A 17,383-nucleotide genomic window follows, 5' to 3' on the forward strand; every position below is an offset into this window, starting at 1 on the left:
GGCGTGGACCGTCGCCCACTGCGCGCAGACAACGGCGCGCGGCTTTCCTGTTTCTCGCCCCGGCCTGCGTGATGGTCGCGATCTATGTGATCTGGCCGATTCTGTCCACGATGCGCATCAGCTTCTACAACTGGGACGGCATGACCGAACCCAGCTTTGTGGGCCTCGCCAACTACGTGGAGCTATTCCACGCGCCGACCTTTTATACGGCGCTCAAGAACAACTTGATCTGGCTGCTGCTGTTTTTGCTGGCGCCGCCGATGGGGCTCGCGGTCGCGTTATATCTGAACCAGGCTGTAGGTGGCATTCGCATCGTCAAGTCGCTGTTCTTCGCGCCGTTCGTGCTGTCGGGCGTGGTGGTAGGACTGATTTTTTCGTGGTTCTATGATCCGACCTTCGGCCTGCTTGCGCTGATTCTCGGACACGGCGTCCCGGTGCTCGGTGACCCGCGTTATGCGACGCTCGGCATCATCTTTGCGGCGCTGTGGCCGCAAACTGCCTACTGCATGATTCTGTATTTGACGGGCTTGACCTCGCTCAATGCCGAACAGGTCGAAGCGGCACGCATGGAAGGCGCGCATGGCTGGTCGATGCTATGGCATGTGATCTTGCCGCAGTTGCGGCCCACGACTTTCATGGCAATCGTAGTGACGGTGATTGGCGCGCTGCGCAGCTTCGACCTGATCTCCGTAATGACCGGTGGCGGCCCGTTCGAAAGCTCCACCGTGCTGGCCTACTACATGTACGACCAGGCAATCAAGTATTACCGCATCGGCTATTCCGCCGCGGTCGCGGTGGTGCTGTTCGCCATCATGCTGGTCTATATCGTCTATCACCTGCGGCGGATGCTGCGCGCTGAGCAATAAGGAGCCCGACATGTATCCAATGCCCATTGCGAAATGGAAACCGACCACGCGCCGGTTGTACAAGCTGTCGTTGCCGGTGGCCTTGCTGATCTGGCTGCTGCCGATGATCGCGGTGCTCGTAACCTCGGTGCGTTCATCCGATGAACTGAGCGAAGGTAACTATTGGGGTTGGCCGAAACACTTTGCGATGTGGGACAACTATCGCGATGCGCTAACCACCTCGCCGATGCTGCATTACTTCTGGAACAGTGTGCTGATTACGGTGCCGGCCGTGGTGGGTTCGATTACGTTGGCGGCGATGGCGGGATTCGCGCTCGCGATCTATCGCTTTCGCGGCAACACCGGCTTGTTCGCTACCTTTGTCGCCGGCAATTTCGTGCCCGTTCAGGTGCTGATGATTCCTGTGCGCGATCTGTCGTTGAAGCTAGGGCTGTTTAACACCGTAGGCGCGTTGATTCTGTTTCATATGTCGTTTCAGACCGGTTTTTGTGCGCTGTTTCTGCGCAATTTCATCAAGCAGTTGCCGTTTGAACTCGTCGAGGCCGCACGCATCGAAGGCGCTAACGAATGGACGGTGTTTTTCAAAATCGTGCTGCCGTTGATTCGCCCGGCGCTCGCTGCGCTTGCCATTCTCGTCTTCACGTTTGTATGGAACGACTACTTCTGGGCGCTATGTCTGACACAAGGGGATGAGGCCGCGCCCATCACAGTGGGCGTCGCCGCGTTGAAGGGGCAATGGACCACAGCGTGGAATCTGGTGTCGGCGGGGTCGATACTGGCCGCATTGCCTTCGGTTGCGATGTTCTTTGCGATGCAAAAGCACTTTGTCGCGGGGCTCACGTTTGGTGCAACGAAAGGCTAAGTGAGCCGCGCGAAGGAGATTGGTTGTTCCTTGTTCTCCCCCGAGAGGGTTGCCCGCGTTAGCGGGCTTTTTTTGGCCTATCAGCTCAGTCTGAAGTCTTTTGCATATACCAGAGCGCGCAACTCGCCGCGACGGCCGCCTTAAGCACGCACTCGCCCAGCGCGAGCGCGAACAGCGAATGAGAAATGCTGTAGACAAATGGCAGCGTCGGAGCAACGGCCAGCACACTTACCCCGCACACAACAGCGAACGCCGCGCGCGTGTAGCGCACACCACATATAGCGGCTGCCCCCCCGGCAAGCAGCAGGCATTTAGACGCGACGAGCGCGGCGACGCGCGTTGGGTCGTCGGCGGGTGCGAATTCCAACGGCGTTTCAAGCACCGACCATAAACAGAGGAGGCCCGTTGAAATCTGCATCGCGCGCCGCGTGAAACGCGCTTGATGAGCGTTCCGCTGTGGGAGGCGGTGCCCCTTGGCGGCCGCATCGTGAATGTGGCGGATCTGAGCGTCCCATGCATCCTGGATGTTCATGAGTTTCTCCGTCATCGGTGTGTGCGGGATCCACAGTCTGATCCAAATAATGCGCCGACCCAAGTTAACTTTCGTTAAATGACGCAGTAGATTCGGTCACATTACGGTCCCCTGACGGGCATCCACTGAGCATGACGTCTCAAGCGTCACGCGGGCATCTTGCGGAACGAAATGGCGAACCGGTTCCAGCTATTGATAGCCGAGATGAGCAGCGTCAGATCGACGATTTCCGCATCGCTGAAGTGCGGCTTGACGGCTTCCCACACGGTGTCCGGAACGTGTTCGTGCGACACCAGCGTCACTGCTTCCGTCCACTCAAGCGCGGCGCGTTCGCGCTCGGAAAAGAACGGCGTTTCGCGCCATACGACCACTGCGGCGAGTCGACGCTCGGTCTCGCCCCCTTTGCGTGCATCGGTCGAGTGCATGTCGACACAGAACGCGCAACCGTTGATCTGCGAGGCGCGCAGACGGACCAGTTCGGCCAGCGGCTTTTCGATAGACGATTTGCCAATTTGTTCTTCCAGCGCCATAAGCGCTTTGATGGCCTGAGGATTGGCTTTGTAAAAGTCGAGGCGTTGTTCCATGGTGTCGTTCCTGGTTGGTTGCGCGTCATGCTAGGGGTAACAGGGATGCAGCTTAAGCTTATTCGAGTGCCGCTGCCGGCCCGAAGAACTCGAAGTGGCTTTGCGATTCCGGTACGCCGGCTGCCTTGAGGTGCTGCTTCATCGCTTTCATAAAACCGATCGGGCCGAGATAATAAGCGTCCACGTCGTGGCTTGGCGGCAGCCACTCGTCGAGCAGCGCCGCGTCGAGATAGCCGAAGCCGTCTGCATGCTGATCGCCAGTGCGACGCTCTTCATAACAATAGAAGCGCTTGAGTTGCGGATGACGCGCCGCCAGTTCGTCGATTACTTTGCGAAACGCATGCACGCCGCCGTGACGGGCCGAATGAATGAAGTGCACAACGCGATTCGTTTTCAGCGCAGCCTGTAGCATGGCGAGAGTCGGCGTGATGCCAACGCCGCCGCTGATCAGGACGAGCGGCTTTTCGCTGGCTTCGAGTTTGAAATCGCCGGACGGTGCGAACAGGTCCAGCGTGTCGCCCTCATTGACGCTCGCATGCAAGTGGTTCGACACTTTGCCGTTCAGTTCGCGCTTGACGCTGATGCGGTATTCGCGGCCATTGTGGGCGGCCGAGAGCGAATAGTTGCGGCGCACCTCTTCGCCGTCGATGACGAGGCGCATGCCGATGTATTGTCCCGGCTGAAATTCCAGCAGTTCGCCGCCGTCGGCGGGGCGCAGATAGAACGACATGATCTCGTCGCTCTCGCGCACCTTTTGCGCCACCACGAAGCTGCGTGTGCCGCGCCATCCACCCGGCGCGGCGGCGCGCGCGGCATACTTCTCTTCTTCGAGGCCGATCAGGATATCGGCAAGTTGCTGATACGCGGCGCCCCAGGCTTCGATCACGGTGTCTGTGGCGATTTCCGCGCCAAGTACTTCACGGATGGCGCGCAGCAGGCTTTCACCGACGAGCGGGTAGTGCTCGGGCAGAATGTTCAAGGCAACGTGCTTGTTGATGATCTGCGAAACCAGGCCGCCGAGTTGTTCGAGTTGATCGATATGGCGCGCGTACATCAGCACCCCGTTGGCGAGCGCGCGCTGTTGCGCGCCGCTCGCCTGGTTGGCCTGATTGAAGAGCGGACGCACCTCGGGGTGATCGCTCATCAGCAGTTTGTAGAAATGCGTAATAAGTGCTTCGCCGTCGCTTTCGAGAAGAGGGACGGTGGCTTTGACGATGGCGCGGTGTTCGGCTGACAACATGGTGCAGATCCTCGTGTGAGTGAAGGTTCAGCCAGCTTCGGGCTGTGCGCTCTTATATACAAGTTCCGTGCCGGGTGTAAAATCAAGTTAAATCAAACAGTTATGAAAAGTGATGGTTAATTCGACTCTAGTCGGATCGACTGCACCAGAGGTCGGATTGACTGCCCGGGCGCTGCTCGACGCGCTCACGCCGCTGATGCAGGATCTTTCGCGCGATCTGTCCGATAGCGAGCGCTATCGGCGCTTGCTGAGCGCGCTGCGTACGCTTTTCCCCGGCGACGCGGCGGCATTGCTACGCCTAGAAGGTGACACGCTGGTGCCGCTCGCCATCGACGGTCTGAGCAGCGACACGCTGGGCCGGCGTTTTCGCGTGAGCGAGCATCCACGCTTTGTGCAATTGCTGTCGCGCTCTTCGCCGACGCGCTTTGCCGCGGACTCGGACTTGCCGGACCCTTACGATGGCCTGGTGCATGGCGTTTCGGGGCAACTCGAGGTACACGACTGCCTCGGATGTCCGCTATTGATCGGCGGGCGGCCATGGGGCTTGCTTACGCTCGACGCGTTGGATCCGGCCCGTTTCGACACGATCGATATGGCGTCGCTGCAAGCATTCCTGAGTCTCGCCGCGGCGACGGTGAGCATCGTCGAGCGGATCGACACGCTCGCGCGAACCGGTGAGGAAGAACGCAGCCGCGCGGAAGCCTACCGGCAGGCGAGCGGCCAGAGCCGCCGCGACATGGTCGGCACCAGTGAGGCGCACAAGCACCTGATGGAAGAGATCGACGTGGTCGCCAGCAGCGATCTGACGGTGCTGGTGACGGGCGAGACCGGGGTGGGCAAGGAACTGGTGGCGAATGCGATCCATGCGCGGTCGCCGCGCGCCAGCAAACCGTTGATCAGCCTGAACTGCGCGGCGTTGCCCGACACCCTCGTCGAGAGCGAACTGTTCGGCCACGTGCGCGGCGCGTTTTCGGGTGCGTCGTCGGACCGGCGCGGCAAGTTCGAGCTCGCTGATGGAGGCACTTTGTTTCTGGATGAAGTGGGCGAACTGCCGCTCGCCATGCAGGCAAAACTGCTGCGCGTGTTGCAGAACGGCCAGTTGCAGCGCGTCGGCTCGGATGAAGAGCACAAGGTGAATGTGCGGATGATCGCCGCGACCAACCGCGATCTCGCCGAAGAGGTGCGGGCCGGACGCTTTCGTGCCGACCTGTATCACCGGTTGAGTGTCTATCCGTTGCGCGTGCCGCCCATGCGCGAGCGCGGCCGTGACGTGCTGCTATTGGCGGGTTTCTTTCTCGAAGAGAACCGGTCCCGTCTTGGCTTGCTGAGCATCCGTCTTGCCACTGATGCGCAGGCCGCATTGCTGCGCTACTCGTGGCCCGGCAATGTGCGCGAACTCGAGCATCTGATCGGACGCAGCGCGCTCAAGGCACTTGCGGCCAATCGCGACCGGCGCCGCATTCTTACGTTGACTGCAGCTGACTTCGCGCTATCCGCCCAAACCGTCGATCAGACGGATGCGCCAGGTGGTTCTGATGCGCCACAGACGCAAACATCGACAGCAGAGCTCGATTTTCGCAGCGCCGTGACGGCGTTCGAGCGAACCATGGTGGTTGACACGCTGGCGCGCCACAATCAGAACTGGGCCGCCGCTGCGCGTGAACTGGGCCTCGATCGGGCCAACCTGAACCGGCTCGCGAAGCGGCTCGGTTTGAAGTGATTCGAGGTGGCGCCTGCGTCGATGCTGCTGCGGGTGTCGGTCTCGAAGATTCTCAAGAGTACGAACCCCGCCTCGCGAAGTGATTAGTGCAAGAGGTGGATGGTTTTGCCTGATAACATGTAATTTGGATGACTAACTTTAACGCATTGAGGTGTGAAGACACGGGATCTTCGATGGCGGCCGATATCCGATTTTCCCACCGCGTTGATCGTGATGATTCAGGCATGAGCGACGTAGTCAGGCCCGTTGCCGCCGGCGGCTAACGAAGCGCCAAAGACTGCTGACCAGCAGCGAACCAACGCCGAGGCCTACGCCTAGCAGCACGATCGAACTCATATGATCGCGCACGACCGGCACGTTGCCGAACAGATATCCGGCGGTGACGAGCGACACAATCCAAAGCGCTGCACCCGCGATGACGAACGAAGCGAAGCGCCCGAACGACATGCGCGAGACGCCCGCGACGAAGGGCGCAAAGGTGCGCACCACGGCGATGAACGGCGACAGCAAAAAGGTCAGGCCACCGCGCGCTTCGTAGAATGCGTGGGCTTTCTGCAAGGCGTGCTTGTCGAGCCAACGATACTCGGCCGTATAGACCTTCTCGCCAATCTTGCGGCCGATCATAAAGTTGACGATGCTGCCCGCGACCGTCGCGGCGAATAGCACCGGCATCACCAGCCAGACGCTGAGGGCGCCCGTGGCGGCAAATGCGCCGCAGATGAAGATCAACGGGTCGCCGGGCAGAAAAAACAGCGGCAGAAAGCCGATCTCAACGAATACGATAGCGAACAGCATGGCGTAGACGGCGGTGCCGTATTGCGCAATCAGGCCGCCGAGGTTACGGTCGAAGTGCAGGGCAATCTGCAGAAAGTGCATCAGATCCATGGTGTGGCGCGGCGGTGGCAGGTTTCAGGAGTGTAGTCCTGCGCGATGGCAGGTGTGGGGCATTTTCTCATTACGCGCGGCATGGTGTGGCCGGGTAGCGCAAAGCGCGCGTGATGGCTGTTCGTTTGACTGCAATGGTGCCAATATTCCGGTTAGAGGCATTTCCAGTTCCGTAGGCAGCGCGAGCGTTCTTGTAGACGCCCCTTGCACTGCAGGATGGATGTTATTGATCGCCCTTGACCTATGCAGACGCAGGATTCTCTTTCTGTAACCTTTCGTTTTGCAGCGCTTCGCGAGGCTGAACTCATCCGTGCGATCGAGTATGACGCGGCGCAGCGCTTCGCGGATATCGACATGGTCGGCATTGCAAGCGCGCGGCCCATGGACGTGGACTTCGTGCGCAGGAAGATTCGCGCATCCGAGATTGTGATTGCAGTGGACCGCGACGCGCACTGCGTGGGATTCGTTATGTTCGTGCAGATGGCGGCGGGGTTTTACATCGAAGAACTTGACGTACTAAGGGCATGGGCCGGTCGGCGGATTGGTGCGGCGCTGATGGAACGTGTGGCCGGACTCGCGCGAACAGCTGGGGCGCAACGCCTCGTGCTGTCTACGTTTCGTGAGGTTCCCTGGAATGCGCCTTACTACCGGCGACTGGGATTTAGCGTGATCGCCGACGCGAATCTCGACGAGCGCTTGCGGGCGCTGCGTGCGGCACATGTGGCGCGCGGGCTCGATGAATCGAAGCGTGTATTCATGCGGCGCGAAGTGGGCGTCGGGCCTGCATAGAAAGCAGTGGGCCCGAACGGAAACCACTCCGGTCGGGCCCACTATGTCCTGCCTGCTGCTATGGATTGGGTGCGCTTGACGCTTATTCCACGGTTTCCAGGGCAGGATAATCCGTGTAGCCAGCGTCACCTTCCGAATAGTAAGTCGCGGGATTCGGCTTGTTCAACGGCGCATCCAGCTCAAAGCGGCGCGGCAGATCCGGATTGGCGATGAACAATTGGCCCCATGCGACAGCGTCGGCTTCGCCCGCGTCCAGTATGTGTTGCGCGGACTCCTTGGAGAACTTCTCGTTGGCAATATACGGGCCGCCGAATGCCGCCTTCAATTGCGGACCGAGGCGATTGTCGCCGAGCGCTTCGCGTGCCGCGATAAAGGCGATCTTGCGCTTGCCGAGTTCACGCGCCACATAACCGAAGGTCGCGGCAGCATCCGAATCACCCATCGTATGCGCGTCGCCGCGCGGCGCGAGGTGCATGCCGACACGATTGGCGCCCCATACGTCGATACAGGCATCGGTCACTTCGAGCAGCAGACGCGCGCGGTTTTCGATCGAGCCGCCGTATGCGTCGGTGCGCTTGTTGGTGCTGTCCTGCAGGAACTGGTCGAGCAGATATCCATTTGCACCGTGCACCTGGACGCCGTCGAAACCCGCTGCCTTGGCGTTTTCCGCACCCTTGCGGTACGCCTCGACGATGCCGGGGATTTCTGCCAGATCCAGCGCGCGCGGCGTGACGAACGGGCGCTCCGGACGCACGAGGCTCACGTGGCCGTTCGGCGCGATCGCGCTCGGCGCAACCGGCACTTCGCCGTTCAGGAAGATCGGGTCCGAGACGCGGCCGACGTGCCACAGTTGCAGGAAAATCTTGCCGCCAGCTGCGTGGACGGCGCTCGTCACGAGTTTCCAGCCTTCAACCTGCTCCTGCGACCAGATGCCGGGCGTTGCGGCATAACCGACGCCTTGCGGCGTGACAGAAGTGGCTTCGCTGATGATCAGCCCGGCCGAGGCGCGCTCGGCGTAGTACTTCGCCATCAGCGCATTGGGTACGCGGACATCGCCCGCACGCTGACGAGTCAGCGGGGCCATGATGATGCGGTTCGACAACTTGAGGTCGCCAATCTGAAGCGGGTCAAAAAGAGTCGGCATAGGTCACCTTTCCTGGCGGGCGCGGAGCCCGCAACGATATAAACAGCGTGAAGAGAGAGGCGTGGCGTTGCAGAGGCCAGCTTCAAAGGTCCGTATTCATGTGCTCGAGAAACGCCTGAATGACGGCTTCGTTGCGCCTGAAAAATACCCACTGACCGACACGTTTCGACGTGACGAGGCCCGCGCGCTGCATGGCGGCCAGGTGCGCCGAAACGGTGGACTGCGACAGCCCGCAGCGTGCGTCGATCATGCCGGCGCACACGCCGTGGTCTAGCGAAATTTCCTGTCCAACGAAATGCACCTGCGGCTCCCTCAGCCACGCGAGAATCTCGCGGCGAAGGGGGTTGGCCAGCGCCTTGTGGATCGCGTCGATGTCGATCGTCATCGGGTTGGTTTTCGGGCTCATGAATGGCGGACAGATGAGGGTTGATACGGTCTGGCATCTGATCGCAACGAGACGAAGTATATATCGTAAATCAACGATATGTTTGGAGGCACTACTCAGGGTGGGGTTGATAGGTGTCGACGCACAATAGAGTCTGTACTTATTTGCGAGGGCATAAAACACACAATATGACGCGCGTGATGACCCATCCGCGTTCCTGATCCCCACGGACAGTAGCGACGACCCAGACCAGCAGGGCAAGCGGTGGATTCAGCGTAACTGGAAGGCGATCTTCGAGCACTTGCTTGGGGATTGGTATATCGATCCGGATTTATGGCCGCGCAACCGGACGATCAAGATGTTCAGGGAGTGGTGCGAAGTTCGCATTGAACGGGCGCGAACAAATCGATGCGGGATGCCGGTCTAGCTCGCCGTTCCGCAATGGGGTGACAGGCATGGTAATTTTATCGGCTGGCGACCCGTCGGGATGGTTCAGGTTGGCCGCGCACCGGAATGCATCAGCACGGAGATATGAACGGCCGCTGCTGACGCGAAATCTGGCGAGTGACGAACGCCTTGATAAGCAACAGGAACAGAAACTGCTGGATAGCCGTCACACCCATCCGCACGATTAACAGGAATACGCTATGGCCAAAGTTGTGGTGGTGACTGGAGCCGGTGCCGGGGTTGGGCGGGCGACCGTCGAAGAGTTCGCACGGCGCGGCTACGATGTCGCGTTGCTGTCGCGTGACGAAACCCGCATCAACCGGGCCGTTGCGGATCTGCAGGGCGCATATGGCGTGCGCGCCCTGGGAATACCGACCGACATGGCCGATGCCGAGGCAGTCGAGACGGCGGCCTCGCGTATTGAGTTGGAACTCGGGCCGATCGAAGTGTGGGTCAACGTCGCGATGGCGACGGTGTTTGCGCCGGTTTCGAAACTCACCGCGCAGGAGTTCGAGCGAGGTACCAAGGTGACTTACCTCGGCCAGGTTCACGGCACGATGGCGGCGCTCTCGCGCATGAGGATCCGCAACCGTGGGACGATCGTCAACGTTGGTTCGGCGTTGGGATACCGTTCAGTGCCCCTCCAGTCTATCTATTGCGGTGCCAAATTCGCAGTTCGGGGTTTCACGGATGCACTGCGTTCTGAGATTATTCATGACGGGCTGAACGTCCATCTGACGATGGTGGATTTACCCGCGGTCAACACCCCCCAATTCGACTGGGCATTGAACAAGATGGGCAAAAAGGCGCAGCCAGTCGCTCCGATCTATGAACCTGAAGTCGCCGCGCGAGCGATTTTCTTTGGCGCCACACACCGGCGTCGCGAAGTCTGGGTGGGATTTCCCACCGTTAAGGCGATCCTTGCAAATCGCGTTGCCCCAGGGTTGATAGACAGATACCTTGCGAAAGCCGGTTATAAAGGGCAACTCACTGATGAGCCGCTCGAGTCCGATTCGCCCGGGAATCTATTCGAACCCGTACCGGGCGACTACGGCGCGCATGGGCGTTTCGACGGTCGTTCGAGGACGGCCAGTTGGGAGATGTTCACAAACAGACATCGCAATGCGTTCTGGACGTTGACCGCCATCGCTGTGGTGACTGGGGTTGGCCTGCTGCGTGGCAGGAAACGCTCGAAATAACCCCTTCACCGTAGGCGCCGTAACGGCTCGAAGTCGGCGCTATCAGGACGACACGCTTATCACCGAAACCGATTTTCAGACGATCGAAGGTGACGTTCGGATCGTCGATTTCATGCCTGTGCGAAAAACCTTTTCGTCGATTGTGCGTATCGTGATCGGGCTGCGCGGGACAGTAAAAATGCGTAGCACGTTGCGCCTGCGTTTCGACTATGGAGCATTGCCTCCTTGGAGCGTAAATGACACCAACGACATGGTTTCGAAGGTCGGGTCGAACCTGGTTGTATTGCGCGCTTCGGTAAAACTGCACGAGATGAACTGGGACTATCGCTACTGAAACGATCTGGCAGACGGAAGGGGCGGGTGTGTGGGAGTCACGAGCCGAGCCACAGCACTATAGCTATTCGAAGGTCATGGAGGTTTGCTCGCTGAGGAGTACGACGTGCCGGGGGCCGGCATCTGGCTGAAAATTTCCCACAGGCGTTGACTCACCTCGCCGTTGTCAACGCCGCGCCTGCTCTCAGTGGGCCGACGCTCCGGCGCGGCGGCAAGGCGTCCACGGTATAAAGTGTAGCCGTGAAGACGAGCGTTCAAAGCCGCGCCGCGTGGCGACCGCATGCCGCGGGCGTCTCAAAGATCACGGTTGGTTGGCTCGGCTGAACGCGACATAGTTTCACTTGGCCACGGTACCGGAAGCCGCGCTGCCACTCGCATTCTTTTCAGCCACATGACTCGGCTGCGGCAATGCCCTCAGATCCACCCAGTCGTACCGGACGCTGTCCTGGACCTGTTTCAGTGTCTGGTTGGCTTCATAGTATTTCTCCGCGGAAAGCAGTCCTGCCGCCTTGTCGACGTCCGCGACGGTCTGTTTGAGAGGCACGACAGCCATGGTGTACGAGACGTTGATATCCGCCAGTTTGAGAACCTGCATCGCGGCTCCTGTTTTTCCGTTCTTCAATTGCGCGTTTGCGGAAGTGACGGCTTTCGCTTGCGATGGCTTTGCCGCGAAGTCGTCGGTTATCGTCACATCTCCGTTGACTGGCAACCAGGAAACGGGCGTCGTACTCTTTGCGGCGCTCGATTGATAGGTCATGGACGGGGGCGTTTTCAGGTCGGCCTCGGCTTTCATGAACGCCGAATTGTCCGCCTGTGCAGCCTTCATTGATTCTTGCGCCTCCTTGACGAGCTTCGTTGCCTGCGCTGGGCGTCCGGAAAATATCGCCAGACGGGCCTGCTGAATTTCGGTAAATGCCTGACTTCCCTTAGTAGAAAGTTTCCCCATGTCGTTGAGGGTGCTTGCCGGCGACTGCGAGGCGACGGCGCTTTCCATACCGCAGGCGCACAGCGTGACAGCGATCGCGATTATCGCGGTGCGTTTCATTTCCAGATTGAACATTTTGCCTCTCCTTTCAGAAGGCAGCAAAACGGATTGATGTATCCACCAACCTTGCACGGGAGAATCCGGTGTGAAATCTGGTGGTGATCCGTCGCCGTCGTTGAGCAGCCGGAGGGTCGGACTCGGCTGACACTTCCAACGTAGGCGACGTCTCTTAAGCAACCCTTAAAGCGCGAAGATGGCGCGGACAACTACATGTTTTAGCAGTCTGATCCGTTGAATGTCGCAGTTGGTATATGTCACACGGTGACATATAATTACAGGACATCGACCTTTTCAACGCAGCCAGGTGAGGGTGTCGAATTTCGCGGGAATTGCGTCACGGGTATGGTGACCTTTCCATCTGAAGAGGAGGCGCATTGTGATCATCAACAACGACTTTGGCATTGGCTTTTTTGTGATCACATTCATGTTTCTAGGGATCGTTCTACTCGGCGGGTTGTTTAGTGCCCTTCATCTCGACCGATGGCACCCGAGGCTGATCGGAGCTGCTGCGGGCGTTTTGCTGGGTTTCGCACTGTTCGAAGCTGTTCCAATGTTTACCTAGCGTGAGTAGCGGAATTTAGAAAATTCGGACGCGGCGTAGGAGTGATCGATACAACGTGCCGGCTATCTTGTCGCCGTAGGATAAAAAGCGGATCCGGCGTAGTGTCCGGATCCGTAAAGCCAGCCCCGGTACAGGGAAGGAAGCTGGCTGGCCAACTAGGAATATCAACTGCCGCTGACGTTTTCGCCTACCTGCTGATGGTTCAGATTTCGGGCAAGAAATGCGGCGCGAATTCCTGATCCATAAGTGCCTCGAAGCGCGTGTGATTTCCTGACATTTGCTATCAGACACGCAGAGTCGATACTCACTTGATGCTTAGTCAAATGTAGGGCGATGGACTTAAGCGAGACTTAAGTCCCCCGTTGGGACATACCCGAAGGCTAGGGCTGGCCCGGAGACGGAGACGAATGAGTCAGTGCGTTGCACTGCCATTCGCAAATTCATCAGAGAAGGCGCAGGCGATGGTTCCTTTTAACCGGATTCTTCTTTGCTATGACGCGACCCCCGAAGGACGACGGGCATTGCGTTGTGGCGCTGCGCTTGCCAGGCAGTTGCAGGCCGAAACCCATCTGCTTTCCATTCTCGATATCGGCTGGTCGTCAGGCGGTTACGAGATGCTGTCGACCATGAAGTTCGATATTGACGAAGAGGCAGCGAAAGAGATCCTCCAGGACGGTATTGAGAAGTTAGACGGTTGGGGTGTCCCCGCAATGGGGCACTTTGTTGTTGGAAGTGCTGTCGAGGAGATCCCACGTCTGGCGAGCGCGCTGAGAGCCGATCTGATCGTTATTGGTCACCGGCCGGAAGGCCTCTTTTCACGTTGGTGGAGCGGCGATAACCATGCTTTGTTATTGAATCGTGTGTCGTGCGGCGTTCTCTTTGAAGTGTCTGAATAGCGAGGACCTGCTCCTGTCACGATTCGCGCCGGCGCACGCATGTGCAACTACAACCCCCAGATGATGTCGGCATTCTGTTTGCCGGCCTCATGCATCATGTCGAGCAAAGGCCACGCCCGGTGCGCAACCCGGCCACGGTCTTCATCCGCATCATAGTTACGTGCGTTCGGCACTGTATGGAGGGATTCGAGGGCAGTCTCTACAAGTGTCTCCTCGGAAATGGCCGCCTCGAGACGAGCGATTGCTTGAGGCATGTCCTCGTGGGCAATTACCCCTCTCGCCTCAAGGTGTTTGCCCATCAAGCCAAGAAGATATTGAGCCAGGTTCCTGAGCATGACGACATCAGGCGTAGCAGTGGACTGAAAGGTGACCAGCATGACGAGACCTCCTTGTATTGAGGCCTTAGGCATGGCGGCGTCCTGTGGATCGGGCCTGGAGCACCCGCCGAAAACGGACAAAAAGCCCGGTACGTCGCTTCCCTGTTCTGGGGCGGGATGTCCCACCTTCATGTACAGTCATGAGAAGGCCTATCTGCATTTTATATCACAGTGTGACAAATTAAAAGCGGTCCCGTCAGGTGTTTATGCACGAGCTTTTAATCGGACGATTCGGAGGGAACGGATTCTTGGTCCATCGCCAAATATCGATGATTATTCGAGCTTCTAAACGGGATGAGTGATACTTCGCTGGCAACCTATCCGCCGCTGAATACCTTGAAGCGTGTCGCGGAGCACCTCTGGGTGGTCGATGGTCCGATCATCCGGTTTGGCATGCCGTGGCCGAAGATGCCGTTCCCGACGCGTATGACTGTTGTCAGGCTCGCTGGCGAACGCCTCTTCGTTCATTCACCGACGAGGCTTACACCCGAACTCAAGAGTGAAATCGAAAGGATCGGAAGGCCTTGCTACATCATCGGGCCGAATCGCTTTCACTACTGGTCGATATCCGACTGGCGGACCGCATTCCCGGACGCATATGTATATCTGGCCGCAGGCGTTAAGGAGCACGCCGGCAATCACATCCGCTTTCATGGACTGCCGTTATGCGGTGCAATTGGATACCTGTGGGACGCGGACCTTGCGACGCTCCCTGTTTCGTGTGCTCATATGACGGAAGTCGAGTTTTTCCACTATCCCAGCCGAACGCTGATCCTGACAGATCTAATCCAGAATTTCGAGCCTAGGAAGCTCAATTCGTTCGCGATGAGGACTCTCACCCGGCTCGGAGGCGTTCAGGATCCAGACGGCCAGATGCCGCGTGATATGCGTTTGGTATTCATGAAGCAACGAGCAGAACTTAGGGCTGCGATTGAGAAGATGCTTCAGTGGAATCCCGAGCGAATCATCCTGGCGCATGGCCGGTGGTACGAGAAAGACGGCGCGAAGGAGTTGCGGAGAGCGTTTCGCTGGCTTCTTCAGTAGTACCTGGTGCGAACATTTTGCCGAACACACGGTTTCGAGCCGTCGGTCGGAAGGGGATCTTCCGCAAATCAATTCCGATTTCCGCCTCGCGTGCCCGGGGTGTCCCAATTCTCCACGCTTGCGCCAGCGAGTGATCGAACCCTCGCTTCATCGCTCGCAAATTCGCGGGCAGGGCCCGTGAAAACCACCCGCCCGTCATCAAGCACACACGCGGTATCAGCGATCTCGACGGCCACCCGGACGTTCTGTTCTACCAGGAGTACGGACATACCTTCGCAGCGCATCCCGGCGATTACCTCGAACACTTCCTGGACAATCAACGGTGCGAGTCCTTGTGAAGGCTCATCGAGCAGCAGGAGCCTCGGGTTAAGCATCAGCGCTCTCGCGATCGCCAGCATTTCCTGTTCGCCCCCCGAAAGCTGCCTACCTCTGTTGAGGCGACGCTCCCTGAGGCGGGGAAAAAGCTTATAGATCCGTTCGATCGTCCAGGGCCCGGGGCGTTCAAGCGGTACGAGCAGGTTTTCTTCAACGGTCAACCCCTGAAAAACGCGTCGGCCTTCGGGAACGTATCCCACGCCCGACCCAGCGATTCGATAGGGTGGCCAGGCGGTCACTGTTTTATCGAAAATGCGCACACTACCTTCCTTTGCGCGCGTCAATCCCATGAGGCTGCGTAATGTCGTCGTCTTGCCGGCGCCATTGCGCCCGAGCAGGGCGACGATTTCTCCCTCTCGCACTTGCAGCGACACTGCGTGCAGGATATGACTCTTCCCGTACCAGGTTTGCAGGCCATCAGCTTCCAGTGCGTTCATGCCGATTTTCCGAGGTAGGCTGCCTGTACCGCGTCACTCGCCGCAATTTCGGCGGGCGTACCTTCGGCCAGCACACGTCCTTCCGCAAGCACCATAATGCGTTGGGCCAGTTGGAAGATCACCCTCATATCGTGCTCTATCAGTACCATCGAAAGCGCCTGGTCCTTATGTAGTTTCCGGATGAGTTGGGTAATATCGTAAGTTTCCTGGTCACCCATTCCGGCCGTAGGCTCGTCCAGGAGCAACAGGCGGGGTCTGAGTGCCAGGGACATGATGATCTCCGTGGTGCGCTGGTCACCTAGCGGCAACTCCCCCACGAGGCGGCTTGCCTTGGCACCAAGTCCACCCATCGTGATCAGTTCGTCAACGCGATCACGCACCTTCGCAGCGTCGGCATGCGACGTCCACGGGCTTAGCCGATGGCCACTTTCGATTTCAACAGGAATTCGCACATTGTCGTGGACCGAGAGTTCCGGGAAAACCTCGGTGATCTGGAAAGTGCGTGCCATGCCCATTGCCACACGCCGATGGGGAGGAAGGCTTGTGATGTCGTTCCCGTTAAACAGGATGCGTCCCGCAGTAGGTTGAAAAAATCCACTGATGAGATTGAAGAACGTCGTTTTCCCCGCGCCATTTGGCCCAATGATCGCCCGCAGCTCACCGGCCTGAACGGCCAACGAGACGTCGTTAACTGCGCACAGGTTGCCGAAATGCCGCGACACATTTTCAACGGACAGTAAGCTCATGAGTTCGCCTTTCTGCGCAAGATCCCAAGCAGGCCGCGCGGAAAGAACAGGACGACCAGAACGAACAGCAGGCCGATAAACGACATCCAGTTTTCCGTCCGGCTGGAGATGTAGTCCTGCACGACGACAAAAATCGCCGCACCGATCAATGGGCCCCATAGCGAGCGCATCCCCCCCAGGACTGACATGATGACGAACTCGCCAGACTGGTCCCAGCGCAAGCCGTGGGGATCCGCGAAATTGTTCAGCAAGGCATAGAGCGTGCCGGCCAGACTGACGAAAAAGCACGAGATGATGAAAGAAAGCCAGATATGCTGCTCTACCGGCAGGCCGAGGAAGCGCGCGCGACGCTCGTTCTCGCGGATAGCGAGCAGCGTGCGTCCGAACGGCGAACGCAGCAGGCCTGCCATGACAGCGACGGAGACCGCGAAGCACCCCAGCACGAAGTAATAGAACACCGTGCCGTTACTTAGGATGTCGATCGTTCCAAGCCCCAGATTGATCGGCATGCGATGCCATCCCGAGAGCCCGTCGTCGCCTCCAGTAACGGAATTCCACCGGAATGCAACAAAATAGAAAACCTGTCCGAATGCGATTGTAGCCATCGCAAAGTACACGCCGCGCAGCCGGACGATCAGCGCCCCGATAATGGCGGCCGCTATTGTTCCGACGGCTACGCCAACCAGCATCCCGACCGGTGTACTTGGGACGAGGTATCGGATCGTCATCCCGACACCGTATGCGCCGAGTCCGAAGTAGGCTGCGTGTCCGAACGACAGCACGCCCGTAAAGCCTAGCAGGAAATTGAGCGACATCGCTGCCAGCGCCATCACAAGCAGGCGCGTCCCCAACGCCGTATATCCCCCAACCCAGTTGATCCAGAACGGCATTGTGAGGAGCGCTGCCCATATCACG

20 protein-coding genes are annotated in these 17,383 nt (G+C 58.8%); 9 read left to right on the plus strand and 11 right to left on the minus strand.

Annotated features, from left to right (window positions below):
- Positions 1-866, plus strand: an 866-nt coding sequence (locus tag WCA85_RS31420; protein ID WP_424068984.1) for a carbohydrate ABC transporter permease, incomplete at its 5' end; no start/stop codon positions are given.
- Between the two features lie 10 nt (positions 867-876).
- Positions 877-1,728 carry a carbohydrate ABC transporter permease gene (locus WCA85_RS31425; RefSeq protein WP_424068986.1) on the plus strand — a complete coding sequence of 284 codons (852 nt, stop codon included), beginning with the start codon at positions 877-879 and terminating at the stop codon, positions 1,726-1,728.
- 85 nt (positions 1,729-1,813) lie between these two features.
- Here the strand turns inward: WCA85_RS31425 and WCA85_RS31430 are convergent, their stop codons facing one another.
- The 3 genes from WCA85_RS31430 to hmpA form a co-directional block, all read right to left on the minus strand.
- Positions 1,814-2,323, minus strand: coding sequence for a hypothetical protein (locus tag WCA85_RS31430; protein WP_424068988.1), 510 nt, complete (start codon positions 2,321-2,323; stop codon positions 1,814-1,816).
- Between the two features lie 83 nt (positions 2,324-2,406).
- Positions 2,407-2,844 carry a carboxymuconolactone decarboxylase family protein gene (locus WCA85_RS31435; RefSeq protein WP_424068990.1) on the minus strand — a complete coding sequence of 146 codons (438 nt, stop codon included), beginning with the start codon at positions 2,842-2,844 and terminating at the stop codon, positions 2,407-2,409.
- A gap of 58 nt (positions 2,845-2,902) precedes the next feature.
- Entirely contained in the window at positions 2,903-4,084 is a 1,182-nt protein-coding gene (hmpA, locus tag WCA85_RS31440) for an NO-inducible flavohemoprotein (RefSeq protein ID WP_424068992.1), read from the minus strand.
- 112 nt (positions 4,085-4,196) lie between these two features.
- Between hmpA and norR the strand changes: the two genes are divergently transcribed.
- Positions 4,197-5,804 (plus strand): nitric oxide reductase transcriptional regulator NorR, encoded by a 1,608-nt coding sequence (gene norR / locus WCA85_RS31445; RefSeq protein ID WP_424068994.1) that lies wholly within the window; start codon positions 4,197-4,199, stop codon positions 5,802-5,804.
- A gap of 237 nt (positions 5,805-6,041) precedes the next feature.
- Here the strand turns inward: norR and WCA85_RS31450 are convergent, their stop codons facing one another.
- On the minus strand, positions 6,042-6,689 hold the full coding sequence (locus WCA85_RS31450; RefSeq protein ID WP_424068996.1) for a VTT domain-containing protein: 648 nt from the start codon (positions 6,687-6,689) through the stop codon (positions 6,042-6,044).
- A gap of 243 nt (positions 6,690-6,932) precedes the next feature.
- On the opposite strand from WCA85_RS31450, the gene WCA85_RS31455 reads away from it, so the two are divergent.
- Positions 6,933-7,478, plus strand: a complete 546-nt coding sequence (locus WCA85_RS31455; RefSeq protein WP_424068998.1) for a GNAT family N-acetyltransferase — start codon at positions 6,933-6,935, stop codon at positions 7,476-7,478.
- 82 nt (positions 7,479-7,560) lie between these two features.
- Here the strand turns inward: WCA85_RS31455 and WCA85_RS31460 are convergent, their stop codons facing one another.
- Both WCA85_RS31460 and WCA85_RS31465 read right to left on the minus strand, forming a co-directional pair.
- Positions 7,561-8,622 (minus strand): alkene reductase, encoded by a 1,062-nt coding sequence (locus tag WCA85_RS31460; protein WP_424069000.1) that lies wholly within the window; start codon positions 8,620-8,622, stop codon positions 7,561-7,563.
- 82 nt (positions 8,623-8,704) lie between these two features.
- Positions 8,705-9,007 carry an ArsR/SmtB family transcription factor gene (locus WCA85_RS31465; RefSeq protein WP_424069055.1) on the minus strand — a complete coding sequence of 101 codons (303 nt, stop codon included), beginning with the start codon at positions 9,005-9,007 and terminating at the stop codon, positions 8,705-8,707.
- Positions 9,008-9,654: 647 nt separating this feature from the next.
- Here WCA85_RS31465 and WCA85_RS31470 point away from each other — a divergent pair.
- Positions 9,655-10,653: an SDR family oxidoreductase gene (locus tag WCA85_RS31470; protein ID WP_424069002.1), complete on the plus strand. Its 999-nt coding sequence runs from the start codon at positions 9,655-9,657 to the stop codon at positions 10,651-10,653.
- Positions 10,654-10,765: 112 nt separating this feature from the next.
- The gene (locus tag WCA85_RS31475; protein ID WP_424069004.1) at positions 10,766-10,987 is read left to right on the plus strand and encodes a hypothetical protein; all 222 of its coding nucleotides are present in this window, start codon (positions 10,766-10,768) and stop codon (positions 10,985-10,987) included.
- A 336-nt stretch (positions 10,988-11,323) separates the two neighbouring features.
- On the opposite strand, the gene WCA85_RS31480 is transcribed toward WCA85_RS31475, so the two are convergent.
- A complete protein-coding gene (locus tag WCA85_RS31480; protein ID WP_424069006.1) occupies positions 11,324-12,046 on the minus strand; it encodes a YfdX family protein in 723 nt (240 codons plus the stop codon).
- Positions 12,047-12,407: 361 nt separating this feature from the next.
- On the opposite strand from WCA85_RS31480, the gene WCA85_RS31485 reads away from it, so the two are divergent.
- The gene (locus WCA85_RS31485) at positions 12,408-12,593 is read left to right on the plus strand and encodes a hypothetical protein (protein ID WP_424069008.1); all 186 of its coding nucleotides are present in this window, start codon (positions 12,408-12,410) and stop codon (positions 12,591-12,593) included.
- Between the two features lie 407 nt (positions 12,594-13,000).
- Positions 13,001-13,489 carry a universal stress protein gene (locus tag WCA85_RS31490; RefSeq protein WP_424069010.1) on the plus strand — a complete coding sequence of 163 codons (489 nt, stop codon included), beginning with the start codon at positions 13,001-13,003 and terminating at the stop codon, positions 13,487-13,489.
- 47 nt (positions 13,490-13,536) lie between these two features.
- Here WCA85_RS31490 and WCA85_RS31495 read toward each other — a convergent pair whose 3' ends face one another.
- Positions 13,537-13,866, minus strand: coding sequence for a DUF1840 domain-containing protein (locus WCA85_RS31495; protein WP_424069012.1), 330 nt, complete (start codon positions 13,864-13,866; stop codon positions 13,537-13,539).
- 294 nt (positions 13,867-14,160) lie between these two features.
- On the opposite strand from WCA85_RS31495, the gene WCA85_RS31500 reads away from it, so the two are divergent.
- Positions 14,161-14,910: a DUF4336 domain-containing protein gene (locus WCA85_RS31500; RefSeq protein ID WP_424069014.1), complete on the plus strand. Its 750-nt coding sequence runs from the start codon at positions 14,161-14,163 to the stop codon at positions 14,908-14,910.
- 68 nt (positions 14,911-14,978) lie between these two features.
- Here WCA85_RS31500 and WCA85_RS31505 read toward each other — a convergent pair whose 3' ends face one another.
- Genes WCA85_RS31505 through WCA85_RS31515 form a run of 3 tightly spaced genes read right to left on the minus strand, consistent with a single transcriptional unit; the run spans position 14,979 to position 17,358 of the window.
- The gene (locus WCA85_RS31505) at positions 14,979-15,722 is read right to left on the minus strand and encodes an ABC transporter ATP-binding protein (protein ID WP_424069016.1); all 744 of its coding nucleotides are present in this window, start codon (positions 15,720-15,722) and stop codon (positions 14,979-14,981) included.
- A complete protein-coding gene (locus tag WCA85_RS31510; RefSeq protein WP_424069018.1) occupies positions 15,719-16,468 on the minus strand; it encodes an ABC transporter ATP-binding protein in 750 nt (249 codons plus the stop codon). The genes WCA85_RS31505 and WCA85_RS31510 overlap by 4 nt, the downstream gene beginning before the upstream one ends.
- A complete protein-coding gene (locus WCA85_RS31515; RefSeq protein ID WP_424069058.1) occupies positions 16,465-17,358 on the minus strand; it encodes a branched-chain amino acid ABC transporter permease in 894 nt (297 codons plus the stop codon). The genes WCA85_RS31510 and WCA85_RS31515 overlap by 4 nt, the downstream gene beginning before the upstream one ends.
- Positions 17,359-17,383: the final 25 nt, after the last annotated feature.

Origin of the sequence: Paraburkholderia sp., assembly GCF_049581445.1 — a bacterium.
Classification (GTDB): Bacteria; Pseudomonadota; Gammaproteobacteria; order Burkholderiales; family Burkholderiaceae; genus Paraburkholderia.